At 59.4% G+C, this 19,276-nt stretch carries 18 protein-coding genes and 1 tRNA gene; 9 read left to right on the top strand and 10 right to left on the bottom strand.

Annotated elements, in window-relative coordinates; genetic code table 11:
- The first annotated feature begins 23 nt into the window (after positions 1-23).
- The 9 genes from tolR to nadA all read left to right on the top strand — a co-directional run bounded on the left by tolR (position 24) and on the right by nadA (position 7,217).
- The gene (tolR, locus tag PSH64_RS23600; protein WP_181150713.1) at positions 24-476 is read left to right on the top strand and encodes a protein TolR; all 453 of its coding nucleotides are present in this window, start codon (positions 24-26) and stop codon (positions 474-476) included.
- Positions 476-1,555 (top strand): cell envelope integrity protein TolA, encoded by a 1,080-nt coding sequence (tolA, locus tag PSH64_RS23595; protein WP_018926496.1) that lies wholly within the window; start codon positions 476-478, stop codon positions 1,553-1,555. Before tolR ends, tolA begins: the two co-directional genes overlap by 1 nt.
- A 29-nt stretch (positions 1,556-1,584) precedes the next feature.
- Positions 1,585-2,853, top strand: coding sequence for a Tol-Pal system beta propeller repeat protein TolB (tolB, locus tag PSH64_RS23590; RefSeq protein WP_305478876.1), 1,269 nt, complete (start codon positions 1,585-1,587; stop codon positions 2,851-2,853).
- 52 nt (positions 2,854-2,905) lie between these two features.
- Positions 2,906-3,403 (top strand): peptidoglycan-associated lipoprotein Pal, encoded by a 498-nt coding sequence (gene pal / locus PSH64_RS23585; RefSeq protein WP_003178634.1) that lies wholly within the window; start codon positions 2,906-2,908, stop codon positions 3,401-3,403.
- 6 nt (positions 3,404-3,409) lie between these two features.
- Entirely contained in the window at positions 3,410-4,249 is an 840-nt protein-coding gene (ybgF, locus tag PSH64_RS23580; protein WP_105346588.1) for a tol-pal system protein YbgF, read from the top strand.
- 167 nt (positions 4,250-4,416) lie between these two features.
- Entirely contained in the window at positions 4,417-5,064 is a 648-nt protein-coding gene (queE, locus tag PSH64_RS23575; protein WP_105346585.1) for a 7-carboxy-7-deazaguanine synthase QueE, read from the top strand.
- A gap of 1 nt (position 5,065) precedes the next feature.
- The gene (gene queC / locus PSH64_RS23570; protein ID WP_105346582.1) at positions 5,066-5,758 is read left to right on the top strand and encodes a 7-cyano-7-deazaguanine synthase QueC; all 693 of its coding nucleotides are present in this window, start codon (positions 5,066-5,068) and stop codon (positions 5,756-5,758) included.
- 63 nt (positions 5,759-5,821) lie between these two features.
- Positions 5,822-5,897: transfer RNA gene (locus PSH64_RS23565), tRNA-Lys, on the top strand.
- A 261-nt stretch (positions 5,898-6,158) separates the two neighbouring features.
- Positions 6,159-7,217, top strand: a complete 1,059-nt coding sequence (nadA, locus tag PSH64_RS23560) for a quinolinate synthase NadA (protein WP_008072916.1) — start codon at positions 6,159-6,161, stop codon at positions 7,215-7,217.
- A gap of 136 nt (positions 7,218-7,353) precedes the next feature.
- Here nadA and PSH64_RS23555 read toward each other — a convergent pair whose 3' ends face one another.
- The 10 genes from PSH64_RS23555 to PSH64_RS23510 form a co-directional block, all read right to left on the bottom strand.
- Positions 7,354-7,842, bottom strand: coding sequence for an RDD family protein (locus PSH64_RS23555; protein ID WP_105346580.1), 489 nt, complete (start codon positions 7,840-7,842; stop codon positions 7,354-7,356).
- Positions 7,843-7,937: 95 nt separating this feature from the next.
- Positions 7,938-8,150 (bottom strand): cold-shock protein, encoded by a 213-nt coding sequence (locus tag PSH64_RS23550; RefSeq protein WP_105346577.1) that lies wholly within the window; start codon positions 8,148-8,150, stop codon positions 7,938-7,940.
- 392 nt (positions 8,151-8,542) lie between these two features.
- Entirely contained in the window at positions 8,543-9,667 is a 1,125-nt protein-coding gene (gcvT, locus tag PSH64_RS23545; protein ID WP_305478874.1) for a glycine cleavage system aminomethyltransferase GcvT, read from the bottom strand.
- A gap of 33 nt (positions 9,668-9,700) precedes the next feature.
- Entirely contained in the window at positions 9,701-11,077 is a 1,377-nt protein-coding gene (locus tag PSH64_RS23540; RefSeq protein ID WP_305478873.1) for an L-serine ammonia-lyase, read from the bottom strand.
- 199 nt (positions 11,078-11,276) lie between these two features.
- The gene (gcvP, locus tag PSH64_RS23535; RefSeq protein ID WP_305478872.1) at positions 11,277-14,129 is read right to left on the bottom strand and encodes an aminomethyl-transferring glycine dehydrogenase; all 2,853 of its coding nucleotides are present in this window, start codon (positions 14,127-14,129) and stop codon (positions 11,277-11,279) included.
- 11 nt (positions 14,130-14,140) lie between these two features.
- Positions 14,141-14,515: a glycine cleavage system protein GcvH gene (gcvH, locus tag PSH64_RS23530; protein ID WP_018926486.1), complete on the bottom strand. Its 375-nt coding sequence runs from the start codon at positions 14,513-14,515 to the stop codon at positions 14,141-14,143.
- Positions 14,516-14,946: 431 nt separating this feature from the next.
- On the bottom strand, positions 14,947-16,455 hold the full coding sequence (locus PSH64_RS23525; protein ID WP_105346565.1) for a sigma-54-dependent transcriptional regulator: 1,509 nt from the start codon (positions 16,453-16,455) through the stop codon (positions 14,947-14,949).
- A 207-nt stretch (positions 16,456-16,662) separates the two neighbouring features.
- Complete coding sequence (locus PSH64_RS23520) at positions 16,663-17,025, bottom strand: DUF5064 family protein (protein ID WP_105346561.1); 363 nt, start codon at positions 17,023-17,025, stop codon at positions 16,663-16,665.
- A 64-nt stretch (positions 17,026-17,089) separates the two neighbouring features.
- A complete protein-coding gene (gene arcC / locus PSH64_RS23515) occupies positions 17,090-18,019 on the bottom strand; it encodes a carbamate kinase (RefSeq protein WP_305478871.1) in 930 nt (309 codons plus the stop codon).
- A gap of 190 nt (positions 18,020-18,209) precedes the next feature.
- Positions 18,210-19,220 (bottom strand): ornithine carbamoyltransferase, encoded by a 1,011-nt coding sequence (locus tag PSH64_RS23510; protein WP_105346555.1) that lies wholly within the window; start codon positions 19,218-19,220, stop codon positions 18,210-18,212.
- Between the last annotated feature and the right edge of the window lie 56 nt (positions 19,221-19,276).

The following is a 19,276-nucleotide window of genomic DNA, read 5'->3' as shown; positions in this document are numbered from 1 at the left end:
GCAGGTAATTTCCAATGGCTTTAATCGCTCGAGCTCGCAAAAAGCGCAAGCCGGTTGCCGAGATGAACGTGGTGCCTTACATCGACGTGATGCTGGTACTGCTGGTCATCTTCATGGTGACCGCGCCGATGCTCAATCAGGGCGTGAAAGTTGATCTGCCCAAGGTTTCCAGCGAAGCCTTGCCGCAGGACAACAACACTCAGGTCCTGACCATTTCGATCAAGGCTGACAAGACCTACTACTGGAACCTTGGCAGCGAAGTCGACACCGAAAAGCAGCAGGACAAGGCCATGACCTTGCCGCAAATGACCGACGCCGTGACCAAGATCATTCGCGTTGGCAACGATAACGGCAAGCGTACCCAGGTATTCATCCGCGGTGACAAGACCGTCGATTACGGTGCCGTCATGGGCGCCATGGGCGGGTTGCAGAAGGCCGGGGTCGGTAATGTTGGCTTGATTACCGAGGCGCCCTGATGCAGCAACTGCGAGAGCCGTCCGCCTCGGAAAGCTACTTCTGGCCTAGTGTCTGGGCGATTGTCTTGCACGTGCTGGTGTTCGGCATGCTGTTTGTCAGTTTCGCCTTCACACCGGAACTGCCGCCGGCCAAGCCGATTGTCCAGGCAACCCTGTACCAGCTGAAATCGAAAAGTCGGGCGACCACCCAGACCAATCAGAAGATCGCGGGTGAGGCGCAGAAATCTGCTGCGCGTCAGACCGAAGTCGAGCAGATGGAACAGAAGAAGGTCGAGCAGGAAGCGGTGAAGGCTGCGGAACAAAAGAAAGAAGAAGCGGCTCAAAAGGCCGAGGAAGCCAAGAAGGCCGACGAGTCGAAGAAAGCGGAGGAGGCGAAGAAGGCTGATGAAGCCAAGAAAGCCGACGAAGCGAAGAAGACCGCCGAAGCCAAAAAGGCCGAAGAGAAACAATTGGCTGATATAGCCAAGAAGAAAGCCGAAGAAGAAGCCAAAAAAGCTGCTGAAGAAGAGGCCAAGAAAGCGGCCGCTGAAGAAGCGAAGAAAAAGATCGTCGAAGACGCGAAGAAGAAAGCCGCGGAAGACGCCAAGAAGAAAGCTGAAGCGGAAGAGGCGAAGAAGAAAATCGCCGAAGACGCGAAGAAGAAAGCGACTGCCGATGCTGCGAAGAAGAAAGCGCAGGACGCGGCTCGCAAGTCGGTAGAGGACAAGAAGGCTCAGGCTCTGGCTGACTTGCTGTCCGATAAGACCGAGCGTCAGCAGGCTTTGGCGGATGAGCAAGGCGATGAAACCGCGGGCAACTTTGATGATCTGATTCGTTCGCGAGCATCTGAAGGTTGGGCGCAGCCACCGTCGGCCCGCAAGGGCATGAAGGTGATTCTGCAAATCAACATGCTCCCTGACGGAACGATCTCCGGTGTTTCGGTTGCTCATTCCAGCGGTGACGCGCCGTTCGACAGTTCTGCAGTCGCGGCTGTAAAAAATATTGGTCGATTGACCGAAATGCAGGGTCTGAAGCCAGCTGATTTCGCACCCTATCGTTCATTCAAGATGACATTCACACCTGAGGATCTAGCCTTGTGAGAAACCTTCTTCGAGGACTGCTTGTAGTCATGTTCTGCTTTGCAGGACTGGCCACGGCAGATGAAAAAAATATCCTGGTCAGCAGTGGCAGCTCCCAGGCAACTCCAATTGCCGTTGTGCCTTTCGGCTTCCAGGGCGGTAGCGTGCTGCCGGACGACATGGCTGAGATTATCGGTAACGACCTGCGCAATTCGGGTTACTACGCGCCGATTCCAAAGCAGAACATGATCAGCCAGCCAAGCCAGGCCAGCGAAATCATCTACCGTGACTTCAAGGCGCTGGGTGCCCAGTACGTCATGGTCGGCAGCATCGTTCCGGCGGGCGGTCGCCTGCAGGTGCAGTACGCACTGTTCAACGTCGCCACCGAGCAGCAAGTGCTGACCGGCAGCGTGTCGGGCGGCGTCGATCAACTGCGCGACATGGCTCACTACATCTCCGACCAGTCGTTCGAAAAACTCACCGGTATCAAAGGTGCGTTCTCGACACGTCTGCTGTATGTGACAGCCGAGCGTTTCTCCGAGAAGAACACTCGCTACACACTGCAACGTTCGGACTATGACGGTGCCCGTGCCGTGACGCTGCTGCAATCGCGCGAACCGATCCTGTCGCCGCGCTTTGCACCGGATGGCAAGCGCATTGCCTACGTGTCGTTCGAGCAGAAGCGTCCGCGCATTTTCATGCAGAACATCGACACCGGTCGCCGTGAGCAGATCACCAATTTCGAAGGCCTGAACGGTGCGCCAGCCTGGTCGCCGGATGGCAATCGCCTGGCATTCGTGTTGTCGAAAGACGGTAACCCGGACATTTACGTGATGAACCTGGGTTCGCGTCAGATCACCCGTGTCACCAATGGTCCTGGCATCAATACCGAACCGTTCTGGGGCAAGGATGGTTCGACCATCTACTTCACCTCGGACCGTGGCGGCAAGCCTCAGATCTATAAAACCAGCGCAGGCGGTGGTGGTGCGGAGCGTGTGACCTTCATTGGCAACTACAACGCCAACCCTAAATTGTCGGCCGATGAGAAGACCCTGGTAATGATTCACCGCCAGGACGGTTTCACCAACTTCAAGGTGGCAGCCCAGGATTTGCAGCGCGGTAGTGTAAAGATCCTCACTGATAGCACTCTGGACGAGTCTCCTACTGTTGCGCCCAACGGCACCATGGTAATCTACGCCACCCGCCAGCAGGGCCGGGGAGTCTTGATGCTCGTGTCCATTAATGGACGCGTGAGGCTCCCGCTTCCTACCGCACAAGGCGAAGTCAGAGAACCGTCCTGGTCCCCTTACCTGAACTGACGCGGCGCTATACGTTTTACTTAACACACTGGGGTTCATTAGGAGTTTCACGATGGAAATGCTGAAGTTTGGTAAATTTGCTGCGCTGGCTCTGGCCATGGCTGTAGCTGTAGGTTGCTCGTCCAAAGGCGGCGACAACGCCGGTGAAGGCGCTGTTGATCCAAACGCTGGTTACGGCGCTAACACTGGTGCTGTTGACGGCTCCCTGAGCGAAGAAGCTGCTCTGCGCGCAATCACCACCTTCTACTTCGAATACGACAGCTCGGACCTGAAGCCAGAAGCCATGCGCGCTCTGGACGTTCACGCCAAAGACCTGAAAGCAAACGGCGCTCGCGTTGTTCTGGAAGGCAACACCGACGAACGTGGTACTCGTGAGTACAACATGGCACTGGGCGAGCGTCGTGCGAAAGCCGTTCAGCGTTACCTGGTACTGCAAGGTGTTTCCCCAGCTCAGCTGGAACTGGTTTCCTACGGCGAAGAGCGTCCAGTTGCTACCGGCAACGACGAGCAGTCCTGGGCTCAAAACCGTCGCGTCGAACTGCGTAAGTAATTCGTCATGCGAACGTGCCGTCGTGCTGTAACTGTTTTGGCTCTCAGCCTCGCACCGCTTGCGGTGTGGGCTGCGGTTCCTGTGGTCGAGGACAACTCCGGCTATAACAATAGCGGGAGCAGTTATCCGCCTGCGGGTTACGGTACGAACGGCGCCTATGCCGGGGGAGGGGTTTCGGCCCCTGTCTCGGCACAGGGCGAGCTGTTCAACCAACTGCAATCGATGCAGGAGCAGATCTCGCGCCAACAAGGCATCATCGAAGTTCTGCAAAATGATGTAGCGCGCATGAAGCAAGAGAACCTGGAGCGATATCAGGATCTTGATCGGCGCATAGGATCCGGCGTTGCACCAGCCGCGACTCCTGATAATTCTTCCACCGGTGGCAATTTGAATGCCCCCGGTGCAGCCGCCGGCGCAGGTGCGGCAGCGGCCGCCACTCAAGCTCCGGCCGCGGGTAGCGAACCGGCTGATCCGGCGAAGGAAAAACTGTACTACGATGCAGCCTTCGATCTGATCAAAGCCAAGGATTTCGACAAGGCCAGTCAGGCTTTCACCGCATTCCTGCGCAAATACCCGAACAGTCAATACGCAGGCAATGCCCAGTATTGGTTGGGTGAAGTGAACCTGGCCAAAGGTGATCTGCAAGGTGCAGGTCAGGCCTTCGCCAAGGTTTCGCAGCTGTACCCCAAGCACCCCAAGGTGCCTGATTCGCTGTACAAGCTCGCTGATGTAGAGCGCCGCCTCGGTCATACCGACCGGGTCAAAGGCATTCTGCAACAGGTTGTGTCCCAGTATCCGGGCACTTCCGCCGCTCAGCTGGCGCAACGGGATTTGCAGCGCATGTAAGCCTGCTGGCATCCGTTTTGAAGAAACCCGCGCTTGTCGCGGGTTTTTTCGTTAGAATTCATGCCCTTTTTATGAAACACGCTTTTTGGGATCTGCGCGTTGGCGGGGTTCCTTGAAGTGCCTGACGGAGGCGGACAGCCTGTTTAGCTGTTACGCCCGTGGCGACTATGCAAGACACATTGAGAATCACCGAAGTTTTCTACTCGTTGCAGGGTGAAACGCGGACTGCCGGGCTGCCCACTGTTTTTGTGCGCCTGACCGGTTGCCCATTGCGTTGCCAATACTGCGACAGCGCTTACGCCTTCACTGGCGGCACCCTCCGCACGCTCGACGATATCCTCGAGCAAGTGGCCGGTTTTCGCCCGCGTTACGTTTGTGTCACCGGTGGCGAGCCCCTGGCGCAACCCAATGCCATCCCTTTGCTCAAGCAGTTGTGTGACGCCGGTTACGAAGTGTCGCTGGAAACCAGCGGCGCGCTGGACATCTCGGCGGTCGATCCACGGGTCAGTCGCGTCGTCGATCTGAAAACCCCGGGTTCGAAAGAAGCCCACCGCAACCGCTACGAGAACATCGAACTGCTCACACCCAACGACCAGGTGAAATTTGTCATCTGTTCGCGGGAAGACTACGACTGGGCCGTGTCCAAGTTGATTCAGTACGGTTTGAGCGAGCGTGCCGGCGAAGTCCTGTTCTCGCCGAGCCACCATGACCTGAATGCGCGTGATCTGGCGGACTGGGTGGTGGCGGACAATCTGCCTGTGCGTCTGCAATTGCAGCTGCATAAATATCTTTGGAATGACGAGCCGGGGCGCTGACATGACTGAACAACTGAACACTGCAGAAAAACGTGCGGTCATCCTGCTGTCCGGCGGCCTTGACTCGGCGACGGTCGTGGCCATGGCCCGTGCCGAAGGCTACAGCTGCTACACCATGAGCTTCGATTACGGTCAACGCCATCGCGCCGAACTGAATGCCGCCGAGCGTGTTGCCCGTGACCTGGGTGTGGTTGAGCACAAGGTAATCGGCCTGAACCTGAATGGCATCGGTGGCTCGGCCTTGACCGACAGCTCCATCGACGTACCGGAGGCGCCGAGCGAAGGTATTCCGGTGACTTATGTGCCTGCGCGCAACACGGTGTTTCTGTCTTTGGCGCTGGGTTGGGCCGAAGTGTTGGGCGCGCGTGACATCTTTATTGGGGTGAACGCAGTGGATTACTCCGGCTACCCGGATTGCCGTCCCGAATTCATCGAAGCCTTCGAGCGCATGGCCAATCTGGCGACCAAGGCCGGGGTAGAGGGGCAGGGCTTCCGTATCCAGGCGCCATTGCAAAACCTGAGCAAGGCGCAGATCGTTCAGGCAGGCGTGAAGCTTGGGGTTGATTACGGGCTGACTGTTTCCTGCTATCAGGCGGACGATAACGGCCGTGCCTGCGGTAAATGCGACAGCTGCCGTCTGCGTGCAGAAGGCTTTGCGGCGGCCGGAATCAGCGATCCGACACCTTATTTTTGATTTTTTTCAAATTAGGTGTTGAATAGTCCTTAGAAATCAGTATTATACGCGCCACCACACAGCGGGTCGTTAGCTCAGTTGGTAGAGCAGTTGGCTTTTAACCAATTGGTCGTAGGTTCGAATCCCACACGACCCACCATTTTAAAAAATCTGGAAGGCCCACGTAAGTGAGGATTTCCGGGTTTTTTTTTGCCCGCGATTTGAGGTCACCTCATTCCGGGATCGCACTGCGTGACGCAGGTCAGAATCATCTTTTGCATCCACCGGATATTCTGTAGCCTTGCGCAGCTTCACCGCTGTCCGTGCCTGATGATACTCACTCTCCCGGCGGTACCCCGAAGGGTCCGGAGCCGGGTGTATACTCGACTTTCGCGCGAAAGCGCCTGCAGGTCTTGCGAACATGACGCAGATTTCCGAACGCCTTCTGGTTCAAGCCCATCTCGACGCCAAGCAGCCCAAGCCGCTGACCGCCGAGGAAGAGGCTTATTACCGCACTGCCATCGCTGCCGAGCTCAAGGCTCAGGACGCGGTGCTGGTTGCCCACTTCTATTGCGATCCGGTCATTCAGGCCCTGGCTGAAGAAACCGGTGGCTGCGTCTCCGACTCTCTGGAGATGGCCCGCTTCGGCAATGCCCATCCGGCCAAGACCGTGGTGGTCGCCGGTGTGAAATTCATGGGTGAAACCGCGAAAATCCTCAACCCTGAAAAACGTGTGCTGATGCCGACCCTGGAAGCGACCTGCTCGCTGGACCTGGGTTGCCCGGTGGACGAGTTCTCGGCGTTCTGCGATCAGCACCCGGAGCGCACGGTAGTGGTGTATGCCAACACTTCGGCGGCGGTCAAAGCCCGGGCGGACTGGGTGGTGACGTCCAGCTGCGCGCTGGAAATCGTCGAAAGCCTGATGGATAACGGCGAAACCATTATCTGGGCCCCGGACAAGCACCTGGGCACTTACATTCAGCGCAAGACTGGCGCCGATATGTTGTTGTGGGACGGTGCCTGCATCGTTCACGAAGAGTTCAAGGCCAAGCAGCTCGAAGACATGAAAGCGCTGTACCCGGATGCGGCCATTCTGGTGCACCCGGAGTCGCCGACCGCGGTGATCGAATTGGCCGACGCGGTAGGTTCCACCAGTCAGCTGATCGCTGCGGCGCAAAGTCTGCCAAACAAGACCCTGATCGTCGCCACCGACCGTGGCATCTTCTACAAGATGCAGCAGCTGTGCCCGGACAAGGTTTTCATCGAGGCGCCAACGGCCGGTAACGGCGCGGCTTGCCGCAGTTGCGCGCATTGCCCGTGGATGGCGATGAACACCCTGGAGCGCACGCTGAAGAGCTTGCGTGAGGGCACTAACGAGATCTTCGTCGACCCGGCGTTGATTCCGCAGGCGGTTCGGCCGCTCAAGCGCATGCTCGATTTCACGCAGGCCGCGCGGATGAAACTGGCCGGCAACGCTTGAGGTCTGTCAGTTAAGTCGCAAAAACTGTGGGAGCGGGCTTGCTCGCGAAGAGGGGGGGATCAGTCGACATCGATGTTGCCTGACACACCGCTTTCGCGAGCAAGCCCGCTCCCACATTGATTTGCGCTCGCCAGAATTATTTGGTTTTCTTCGGAATGCGTACGAGCTGGGTGTCGGAGTAGATGTCATGCCAGCTGCGCTTCTGCTTGTCGAACAGCGACCAGAAGAACCCCAGCCCAAGGCATAGCCAGGACGCGATCGATACCACAAAGCGCAGCAGCGCCTGCCACAGGCTGATGGATGAGCCATCGGCGTTTTGCACGCGGATGCACCACACCTGCATGCCGAGGGTCTGGCCCGACCAGGTCCAGAACTTGGCGAAGAAGCCGAACAGCACGAACAGCAGCACCGTCGACAGCAGTGGGTCACCGTCCAGTGCGCCGGCTTCGGTCAGGGTGCGCATACGGTCTTCGCCGATGATCGCCATCTGGATCATCTTGTAAATGCCGCTGGTGACGATCAGTAGAGCGGTGCACAGCAGGAAGTCGTAGAACATCGCTGCCAGGCGACGACCCAGGCCGACGGCGGGAAAGTCGCCTTGGGGGGTGAGCAGGTGTTTCGACATGGCTGCCTCTGAGCGGAAAAAGAAGCCATTTTACGGATTTACGCCCACAAAAAAGCCCCTGATATCAGTATCAGGGGCTTTTTCGTTACAGAAGATTAGCCTTCTGCTTGTACTTCGTCAGCCTGCATGCCTTTTTGGCCTTGCACAGCAACGAAAGTCACTTTCTGGCCTTCTTTCAGGCTCTTGAAGCCGCTGCCCTGAATAGCGCGGAAATGTACGAACAGATCCGGACCGCTCTCTGGAGTGATAAAACCAAAACCTTTCTCGTCGTTAAACCACTTGACGGTACCGCTCTGACGTTGGGACATTTCTTATTTCCTTTGACGCAAAAATGAATGACAGTCTCTTTCTCATGAAAGAGTACTGGGGCTGGTTGCAGGAGAGTAAGAAGACGTCGAACGGGATGTAGCTAACTTGTAGGCTACTGCCCAGGTCACGATTCCAAGCGACCCATGCAAACACAGTGAACAAACTCTACGCCAACTACGGCAGAAAAAACAAGCCCCGCGAAGGCCCGGATTTCCTCGGGTTGATGGTAGTTAGAGTGGCCACTAGTGCAGGCTTATTCGATAGGGTCGTTCAATTGTTTTCGATCGTTATAAGTAACGTTCATAAACGAAACGTATGCACTATTTTATGGCGGTTGCGTTACAGATTAGTGCACTGTTAACGCAACCGCGTTACTTATAGAAACAGTCAATCAACCACGATAGTAGCGTTGTGGAACAAATGGCATTTTGCTTACAAGCAAAGGCACCTTTTTCCCACGCACAATGGCCCAAACCGGCGTATCCAAAACGGTATAAGCACTATCGAGGTAACCCATGGCCAAAGGGCCGCCAAGCGTCGGACCGAAGCCGCCGCTGCACACGCTGCCGATGATTTCACCTGCTTCATTGACGATCTCTGCGCCTTCACGCACCGGCGTACGTTCCTGCGGCAGCAGGCCAACGCGTTTGCGGCTGACACCGGTTTGCTGTTGGGTGAACACGGTTTCGGCGCCAGGGAAGCCGCCGGCCCGTGCACCATCGGCACGACGAACCTTGGAGATGGCCCACAACAGGCTCGCTTCGATCGGCGTGGTTTCGGTGTTCATGTCGTGGCCGTAGAGGCACAGGCCGGCTTCCAGGCGCAGGGAATCGCGGGCGCCGAGGCCGATGGCCGCGACTTCCGGTTCGGCCAGTAGGGCGCGAGCCAAGGCTTCAGCGTTGGCCGCCGGTACGGAGATTTCGAAACCGTCTTCACCGGTGTAACCCGAACGGCTGACAAAGCAGTCCACGCCCAACAGTTTCACGCGGGTGAACTGCATGAAGGTCATCTTTGCAACTTCAGGCGCCAGGCGTGCGAGCACGGTGACTGCGGCCGGGCCTTGCAGGGCGAGCAGGGCACGCTCTTCGAACAGCGGCTCGATGGTGCACTGATCGCCGATGTGCTTGCGCAGATGCGCCAGGTCCTGGTCCTTGCAGGCCGCGTTGACCACCAGGAACAGTTCGTCGTTACCGAGGTTGGCGACCATCAGGTCGTCAAGGATGCCGCCGGTCTCGTTGGTGAACATCGCGTAGCGCTGCATGCCCACCGGCAGGTCGATGATGTCCACCGGCACCAGGGTTTCCAGGGCTTTGGCGGCGTTGGCGCCGGTCAGGCGGATCTGGCCCATGTGGGATACATCGAACAGCCCGGCCTGATCACGGGTGTGCTGGTGTTCTTTCATCACGCCCAACGGGTATTGCACCGGCATGTCATAGCCGGCGAATGGCACCATGCGGGCGCCGAGTTCGAGGTGCAGTGCGTGTAACGGGGTCTTCAACAGTTGTTCGGTGGACATATCCAGCTCCTGAAAATAGTGCAGATGCGCGCATCAGCACTCGATAATGTTGACCGCCAAACCGCCACGGGCGGTTTCCTTGTATTTGCTTTTCATGTCGGCGCCGGTCTGGCGCATGGTGCGGATGACCTTGTCGAGGGAGACGAAGTGCTGACCGTCACCACGCAGGGCCATGCGCACCGCATTGATGGCCTTGACCGAACCCATGGCGTTGCGTTCGATGCAAGGTACTTGCACCAGCCCGCCAATCGGATCGCAGGTCAGGCCGAGGTTGTGTTCCATGCCGATTTCGGCCGCGTTTTCCACCTGCTGCACCGTGCCGCCGAGTACTTCGCACAAGGCGCCGGCGGCCATGGAACAGGCAACGCCGACCTCACCTTGGCAGCCGACTTCGGCGCCGGAGATCGAGGCGTTTTCCTTGTACAGAATGCCGATTGCAGCGGCCGTCAGTAGAAAACGCACCACGCCGTCTTCGTTGGCGCCGGGGATGAAACGCATGTAGTAATGCAGCACCGCCGGGATGATGCCGGCTGCACCGTTAGTGGGCGCGGTGACCACGCGTCCGCCGTTGGCGTTTTCTTCATTGACCGCCAGGGCATACAGGTTGACCCAGTCCAGTACCGACAGCGGATCGCGCAGCGATGATTCCGGGTTGTTGCACAGTTGCCGATGCAATGCCGCCGCCCGCCGTTTGACCTTCAGCCCACCGGGCAGGATGCCTTCGTTGCGGCAACCGGCGGCGACGCAGTCTTGCATCACTTGCCAGATCTTCAGCAAACCGGCGCGGGTTTCCGCTTCCGGACGCCAGGCGCTTTCGTTGGTCAGCATCACCTGACTGATCGATAAACCGTAGGTGCTGCAGTGACCGAGCAGGTCCTTGGCGCTTTTGAACGGGAAGGTCAGCGGTGTGGCGTCTTCGACGATGCGATCGGCACCGGCCGCGTCTTCATCGACCACGAACCCGCCACCGACCGAGTAATACTCGCGGCTGCGCACTTGCAGGCCGGCCGCGTCGAATGCGCGAAAGATCATGCCGTTGGGGTGATAGGCCAGCGGTTTGCGAATCATCGCCAGGTGTTCTTTTTCGTTGAACGCAATGCTGTGTTCGCCGAGCAGGTTCAGGCGAGCGCTGCTGCGAATCTCTTGCAGGCGGTCGGCGATGGTTTCGGTGTCCACGGTGTCCGGGTGTTCGCCTTCCAGGCCCAGCAACACAGCCTTGTCGCTGCCGTGGCCTTTGCCGGTGGCGCCGAGCGAGCCGTAGAGCTCGACTTTGACGCAGGTGGTTGCTGCCAGCAGCCCTTCACGACGCAGACCTTCAGCGAAACGCGCAGCAGCGCGCATCGGGCCGACGGTGTGGGAACTGGAGGGGCCGATGCCAATCTTGAACAGGTCGAACACGCTTAACGACATGGTTGTTCTCCGGTTTCTTTTTATAGTGACCGACACAAATCTTGTGGAGAGACTGGATCCTGTGGGAACGGGCTTGCTCGCGAAAGCGGTAGACCAGTCAACATTGATGGTGACTGACCCGCCGCTTTCGCGAGCAAGCCCGCTCCCACAAGGGAATGCGGTGTTCTTGAGGGGGGCGAGTGAACCCGCCCCCTATAGATCAAGCGTAGCTTTCGATCGACGGGCAGGCGCAGACCAGGTTGCGATCGCCAAACACGTTGTCGACGCGACCGACCGGTGGCCAGTACTTGGCTTCGATCAGCGACGCTACCGGGTAAACGGCTTGCTCGCGGCTGTACGGGTGGGTCCACTCGCCGACGATTTCCGCAGCGGTGTGCGGGGCGTTTTTCAGTGGGTTGTCATCCTTGTCCAGCGTGCCGTTTTCTACCGCACGGATTTCTTCGCGGATGCGAATCATGGCGTCGCAGAAGCGGTCCAGTTCTTCCTTGGATTCGCTCTCGGTCGGCTCGATCATCAACGTGCCGGCCACCGGGAACGACATGGTCGGGGCGTGGAAGCCGAAGTCGATCAGACGCTTGGCCACGTCATCGACGCTGATGCCGCTGCTGTCTTTCAGCGGGCGCAGGTCGAGGATGCATTCGTGCGCCACCAGACCGTTGCTGCCGGTGTACAGCACTGGATAGTGCTCTTCGAGGCGACGGGAAATGTAGTTGGCATTCAGGATCGCCAGTTGCGAAGCGCGCTTGAGGCCAGCGCCACCCATCATGCGAATGTACATCCAGGTGATCGGCAGAATGCTCGCGCTGCCGAACGGTGCCGCGCAGACCGCGCCTTCCTTGCGCTCCATCTGGGCGTGGCCCGGCAGGAACGGCGTCAGGTGCGACTTGACGCCAATCGGGCCGACGCCCGGGCCGCCACCGCCGTGTGGGATGCAGAAGGTTTTGTGCAGGTTCAGGTGCGATACGTCGCCGCCGAACTTGCCCGGTGCGCAGAGGCCGACCATGGCGTTCATGTTGGCACCGTCGATATACACCTGGCCGCCGTTGTCGTGAATGATGCCGCAGATTTCGCGGATGCCTTCTTCGAACACACCGTGGGTCGACGGGTAAGTGATCATCAGCGCGGCGAGGTGTTCGCGGTGCTCGATGGCCTTGGCGCGCAGGTCTTCGATGTCGACGTTGCCGCGGGCATCGCACGCGGTCACAACCACACGCATGCCGGCCATGTTGGCGGTGGCCGGGTTGGTGCCGTGGGCGGACGACGGGATCAGGCAGATGTCGCGACGGTCTTCGCCACGGCTCTGGTGGTAGGCACGGATCGCCAACAGACCGGCGTATTCACCCTGGGAACCGGCGTTCGGTTGCAGGGAGATCGAGTCGTAACCGGTGGCGGCGCAGAGCATCGCTTCCAGTTCATCGGTCAGTTGCTGATAGCCGGCGCTTTGCTCGGCCGGAGCGAACGGGTGCAGGGCACCGAATTCAGCCCAGGTTACCGGGATCATTTCGCTGGCGGCGTTGAGTTTCATGGTGCAGGAACCCAGCGGGATCATGGTGCGATCCAGGGCCAGGTCCTTGTCCGCCAGTTTGCGCAGGTAGCGCATCAGCTCGGTTTCGGAGTGATAACGGTTGAACACCGGGTGGCTGAGGATTGGCGATTGGCGAACCAGTGCGGCCGGGAGGGTGCTTTGGACCGAGGCGGCCAATGCAGCGAAGTCCGGCAGTGCCTTGCCGTCGGCCAGCAGGCTCCACAGGGTTTCGACGTCAGCCTGGGTGCTGGTCTCGTCCAGGGACAGACCCAGACGCTCAGCATCGACCACGCGCAGGTTGATCTTCTGTGCACGAGCCTTGTCGTGCAGGGCGGCAGTATGCGCGCCGGTTTTGATCGTCAAGGTGTCGAAGAAGCTGGCTTGCTCGACGCTCAGGCCCAGTGCGCTCAAGCCGTTGGCGAGGATCGCGGTCAGGTGATGAATGCGATTGGCGATCTGCGTCAGGCCTTTCGGGCCATGGTACACGGCGTACATGCTGGCGATGTTGGCCAACAGAACCTGAGCGGTGCAGATGTTGCTGGTGGCTTTCTCGCGACGGATATGTTGCTCGCGGGTCTGCATGGCCAGGCGCAGGGCAGGCTTGCCGAAACGGTCCACGGAAACGCCGACCAGACGCCCCGGCATGTCGCGCTTGAACGCATCCTTGGTGGAGAAGTACGCCGCGTGCGGGCCACCGAAGCCCAGCGGCACACCGAAGCGTTGCGCGCTGCCGATGGCCACGTCGGCGCCGAACTCGCCCGGCGGGGTCAGCACGGTCAGGGCCAGCAGGTCAGCAGCGACCGCGACCAGCGCATTCGCCGCGTGGAAGCGCTCGGTCAGTTCGCGGTAGTCGAACACGTCACCGTTGCTGGCCGGGTATTGCAGCAGGGCGCCGAAGAACGGGGACACGTCGGTCAGTTCACGCTCGTCGCCCACCACAACGTTGATGCCCAGAGGCTCGGCGCGGGTGCGCAACACGTCGAGGGTTTGCGGGTGGCAATGAACGGAGGCGAAGAAGGCGTGGCTGCCTTTGTTCTTGCTCAGGCGTTTGCAGAAGGTCATGGCTTCGGCAGCGGCGGTGGCTTCGTCGAGCAGGGAAGCGTTGGCGATCGGCAGGCCGGTCAGGTCGCTGATCAGGGTCTGGAAATTCAGCAGCGCTTCGAGACGGCCCTGGGAAATTTCTGGCTGGTATGGGGTGTAGGCGGTGTACCAGGCCGGATTTTCCAGCAGGTTGCGCAGGATCGGCGACGGCGTGTGAGTGCCGTAGTAACCCTGGCCGATGTAGGTCTTGAACAGTTGGTTTTTGCCGGCGATGGATTTGATCAACGCCAGGGCATCGGCTTCGCTCAGGCCATCTTCAAGGCCGAGGACGCTGGTGCCTTTGATGCTGTCGGGAATGACGCTGGCGCTCAGGGCTTCCAGGGAGTCGAAACCGAGGCTGTTGAGCATGGCTTGCTCATCGCCTGCGCGCGGGCCGATGTGGCGGGTGATGAATTCGTTGGCGGTCGTCAGATTGACTTGAGTCATGTCGGCGCTCCTCAGGCTTGGGCAATCAGACGGTCGTAAGCGTCTTGATCCAGCAGTTGGCCGACAGCCGAGGCGTCGGTTGGCTTGAAGCGGAAGAACCAGCCTTCGCCCAGCGGATCTTCGTTGACCAGTTCAGGGCTGCTATCGAGGGCCGGGTTGGTCTCGACCACTTCTCCGTCCAGCGGCATGTACACGCCGCTGGCGGCTTTTACCGATTCCACGGTGGCGGCTTCTGCGCCTTTATCGTAGGACTGCAGCTCAGGCAGTTGTACGAAAACCACGTCGCCCAGGGCGTTCTGCGCGAAAGCGGTGATGCCGACCGTGACGGTGCCGTCAGCTTCGGTGCGCAGCCATTCGTGATCTTCAGTAAAACGCAACTCGCTCATGGAAACTCCTAAGGGGGGCCAGACTCGTCTGGTGGACGCATTGAATGCTCGGGCAAAAAGCCCTGCTTTATGGGTGGTTACTAAGCAAAAACACGGCCAATGTTTTTTATTCTTTATAAATCAACTAGTTACTAGTTTTTGCGGATAACTGGAATGGATTGGCTGTAGCGAAATCGCTACAGCCCGGACTGAAGAAAAAAGCTGAAGTGGATCAAAGCCTTGCACAGCGGCGATCAAGAGAGGTCGTAGCGATATCGTTCCGCTGTAGCGCTTTCAGTACAGATGGAGGTCGTTTTTGAATCACGTTTTGAAGGCAATGCAGTACCTGGGAGCAGGCTTGCTCGCGAAAGCGGTATAACAGGCAACATGGATGTCGACTGACACTCCGCTTTCGCGAGCAAGCCCGCTCCCACAGTTGACCGAGTGATGCTTTAAGGTTTGTTGGGTATGCCGTACTTACGCAACCGATGGGCGATCGCGGTGTGGGAGGTTTGCAGGCGGCTGGCCAATTGGCGGGTCGAGGGGTAGCTGACGTAGAGCTTTTCCAGCAGATCTTTCTCGAACGCTTCCATGGCCTGTTCGAGGCTGTCGACCTCGGTATCGCTCTGGCGCGCAACAGAAGTGCCGGCGATATCGAGATCGCCGATGTCCACCAGGCTGCTCTCGCAAATCGCCGCGGCGCGGAAGATCACGTTCTGCAATTGCCGCACGTTGCCCGGCCAGCGGTTGTCCAGCAGCGCCGGGTAGGTGCCGGGGGCCAGGCGACAGATCGGGCGCTGGATCTGCGCGCAGGCCTGCTGCATGAAGTAGCGCGCCAGCAGCAGAATGTCCTGGCCGCGCTCGCGCAGGGGCGGGACTTCGACATTCAGCACGTTGAGGCGATAGAACAGGTCTTCGCGGAAAGTGCCTTCGCTGACCATTTTTTCCAGGTCGCGATGGGTCGCGCTGAGGATCCGCACGTTGACCTTCACTTCGCGATCGCCACCGACCCGACGGAAGCTGCCGTCGTTGAGGAACCGCAGCAACTTTGCCTGCAAGTACGGCGACATCTCACCGATCTCGTCGAGAAATACCGTGCCCTGGTTGGCCAATTCCATCAGCCCCGGCTTGCCGCCCCGCTGCGCCCCGGTGAAGGCGCCGGGGGCGTAGCCGAACAGTTCGCTTTCGGCGAGGTTTTCCGGCAGTGCCGCGCAGTTCAAGGCCAGGAACGGCGAACTGTGGCGGGCGCTGATGGCGTGACAGGCACGGGCTACCAATTCTTTGCCGGTGCCGGTTTCACCCTGGATCAGCAACGGTGCATCAAGGGCTGCGACGCGTTGGGCGCGGGCCTTGAGCGTACGAATGGCAGGAGATTCGCCGAGCAGGGCATCGAAACCTTCGGCGTGGTCGTGGTGCAACGCCGAGAGGCGTTCGCCGATGCGGTTCGGTTGATACAGGGTCAGCAGGGCGCCGGCGTCGGTGATCGGTGTGGCGTCCAGCAGCAGGGTTTGACCGTTGACGGTGATCTCGCGCAGCGGCAGGCGGAAGCCATTTTCCAGCAAGGTGTCGAGCAGCGTCGGGTCGGCAAACAGCTCGCTGATGCTTTCGCCCGCCGGTTCGCGACCGTACAGGGCAATCAGTGCCGGGTTGGCCAGCAGCACCTTGCCGGCACTGTCCAGAGCCAGCACCGGGTCGGTCATGGCCGCGAGCAGCGCATCGAGCTGCAAGTGACGGCGCTGGCCGGGAAGGATGTCGACCACCGTCACCGCTTGCACGCCACGCACGTTGAACAGCGCATCGCGCAGTTCTTCGAGCACGGCCGGGCTCAAGGTCGGGGCGTCGATGTAGACGTTGGGTGGCACCATTTCCACCGCATCCAGATTGAGATTGCGCCCACCGAGCAGGGCCAGGACTTCCTGGGTGATACCGACGCGGTCGATGAAACTGACGTGGATGCGCATGGGGCGGTTGGGTTCTGGAGTGCGGAGGGTGGCAAGTATGCCTTGGGGCGGGCCAAATGGTGAAATCTGGCGCAGGATTTGAGGGCTATATCGAACCCCCGTGGGAGCGGGCTTGCTCGCGAAAGCGGAGTGTCAGTCACTGTCGATGTTGGCTGTCAGACCGCTTTCGCGAGCAAGCCCGCTCCCACAGGTTCAGCGTTCACCGTTTTATCCCAGGTGTTCAGGTTTGACCGGGTCGCCGGACTTGACGTCGAGCTGTGCCCGCACGTTTTCAAACATCTCGTCGTAGTACTTGTGCATGGCGCCGATGCTGGCGGTCTTGGGTAGGCCGTACTTTTGCGCGATGCGCGTGGCGTGGCGGGCAAAGTCGAAGGCCTGGTCCTTGGGCAGATAAAACTCTTCATTCTTCAGTTCCTTGCCCTCGACCGAACCACGCAGCGTGAAGAGCATGCCTTGGCCTTCCTTGGGATCCTGAGCAATTTTGTATTCGATGTGCAGGTTGTAGCTGTAATCGTCCTTGTTCAGCGCATGGCGCTCGATGTGCAGGTGTCCGGGTTCGAACGTAGCCATTGGCGTCTCTCCTTCAAAGGCATTGAATCAGGGAAGACCACACGCCTGCCCCTGGAGTTTCTTTCTATTGATAACTGATGCCAGGCGTCGCTGTGCTGATACGGGTCCCGGCCTTGCCCTGGACGATCGCTTCGATGTCCGAGAGTGTACCGATCACCGCGACTTTGCCAGTATGGCGAGCGAACTCGCAGGCCGCCTGGACCTTTGGTCCCATGGAACCGGCCGCGAAGCCGAGTTTGTCCATTTCATCGGGGTGAGCCTGGGCAATGGCTTTCTGGGTGGGCTTGCCGAAATCGATGTATGCCGCGCTGACGTCGGTGGCGATCACCAACAGATCGCTTTCCAGCTGTTCGGCCAATAGCGCCGAGCACAGGTCTTTGTCGATCACCGCTTCCACGCCCTGCAGCTTGCCGTTGGCATCGTAGATCGTCGGGATGCCGCCACCGCCGGCGCAGATCACGATGCTGCCTTTTTCCAGCAGCCACTTGATCGGGCGGATTTCGAAGATGCGTTTGGGTTTCGGGCTGGCGACCACCCGACGGAACTTGTCGCCGTCCGGGGCGATGGCCCAGCCTTTTTCGGCGGCGAGTTTCTCGGCGTCGGCCTTGGAGTAGACCGGGCCGATCGGTTTGCTGGGGGCCTGGAACGCCGGGTCGTTGGGGTCGACTTCGACCTGGGTCAGCAGGGTGGCGAACGGCACTTCGAAGTCCAGCAGGTTGCCCAGTTCCTGTTCGATGATGTAGCCGATCATGCCGTCGGTTTCGGCGCCGAGTACGTCCAGCGGGTAAGGCGAAACCTGGCTGTAGGCCGCCGCTTGCAGCGACAACAGGCCGATCTGCGGACCATTGCCGTGGGCGATCACCAATTGGTTGCCGGGATGAACCTTGGCGATCTGTTCGGTGGCGATCCGGATGTTGGCGCGCTGGTTTTCCGCGGTCATGGGCTCACCCCGGCGGAGCAGGGCGTTGCCGCCCAGAGCAATGACGATACGCATAGTGCAGTCCTTCCTAAGCAAAGAGGTTGCGGGCAACTCGGTCCTCTGCGAAAACCGGATCAAGTGTGGGAGCGGGCTTGCTCGCGAAGGCCGTGTAACAGACAACATTGATGTCGACTGACACACTGCCTTCGCGAGCAAGCCCGCTCCCACATTGACTGTGTTTTGTCAGTGGGAACCGCATCAGCCGTCAGACATCCGCCAACGCCGACACCAGAATAGCCTTGATGGTGTGCATACGGTTTTCCGCTTGCTCGAAGGCGATGTTGGCCGGCGATTCGAAGACTTCTTCAGTCACTTCAACCCCGTTGGCCAGGTTCGGATAACGCGCGGCGATGTCCTTGCCGACCTTGGTTTCGCTGTTGTGGAACGCCGGCAGGCAGTGCATGAACTTCACGCGCGGGTTGCCCGAGGCCTTCATCATGTCGGCGTTGACCTGGTACGGCAGCAGTTGCTCGATGCGCTCGTCCCACGCTTCCACCGGCTCACCCATCGACACCCAGATGTCAGTGTGGATGAAGTCCACGCCCTTGACCGCGGCTTTCGGGTCTTCGGTGATGGTGATGCGCGCGCCGCTCTCTTCGGCGAAGGCTTTGCACTGATCGATGAAGTCCTGATGTGGCCACAGCGCTTTCGGTGCGGCGATGCGCACGTCCATGCCGAGTTTGGCGCCGATCATCAGCAACGAATTGCCCATGTTGTAGCGCGCATCGCCGAGGTAGGCATAGCTGATGTCGTGCAGTGGTTTGTCGCTGTGTTCGCGCATGGTCAGGGTGTCGGCGATCATTTGCGTCGGGTGGAATTCAGCGGTCAGGCCGTTGAACACCGGTACGCCGGCGAACTTGGCCAGCTCTTCGACAATTTCCTGTTCGAAGCCACGGTACTCGATGGCGTCGAACATCCGCCCCAGCACGCGGGCGGTGTCCTTCATGCTTTCCTTGTGGCCGATCTGCGACGACACCGGGTCGATGTAGGTGACGTGGGCGCCCTGGTCATGGGCCGCGACTTCGAAGGCGCACCGGGTGCGGGTCGAGGTTTTTTCGAAGATCAGCGCGATGTTCTTGCCTTGCAGGTGCGGACGCTCGGTGCCGGTGTATTTGGCGCGCTTGAGGTCGCGGGACAGATCCAGCAGGTAGTGCAGCTCGCGAGTGGTGTGGTGCATCAGCGAGAGCAGGCTGCGGTTGCGCATGTTGAAAGCCATGATTGGATCTCCTTGGGTGTCGGTTATCCCCTCGGCCGTGCTGGATAAGCATCGGC

Origin of the sequence: Pseudomonas sp. FP1742, from assembly GCF_030687145.1 — a bacterium.
GTDB classification, from domain to species: domain Bacteria; phylum Pseudomonadota; class Gammaproteobacteria; order Pseudomonadales; family Pseudomonadaceae; genus Aquipseudomonas; species Aquipseudomonas frederiksbergensis_D.
Note: the sequence above shows the minus strand (reverse complement) of the source record. Positions and strands in the feature narration are given on the sequence as shown.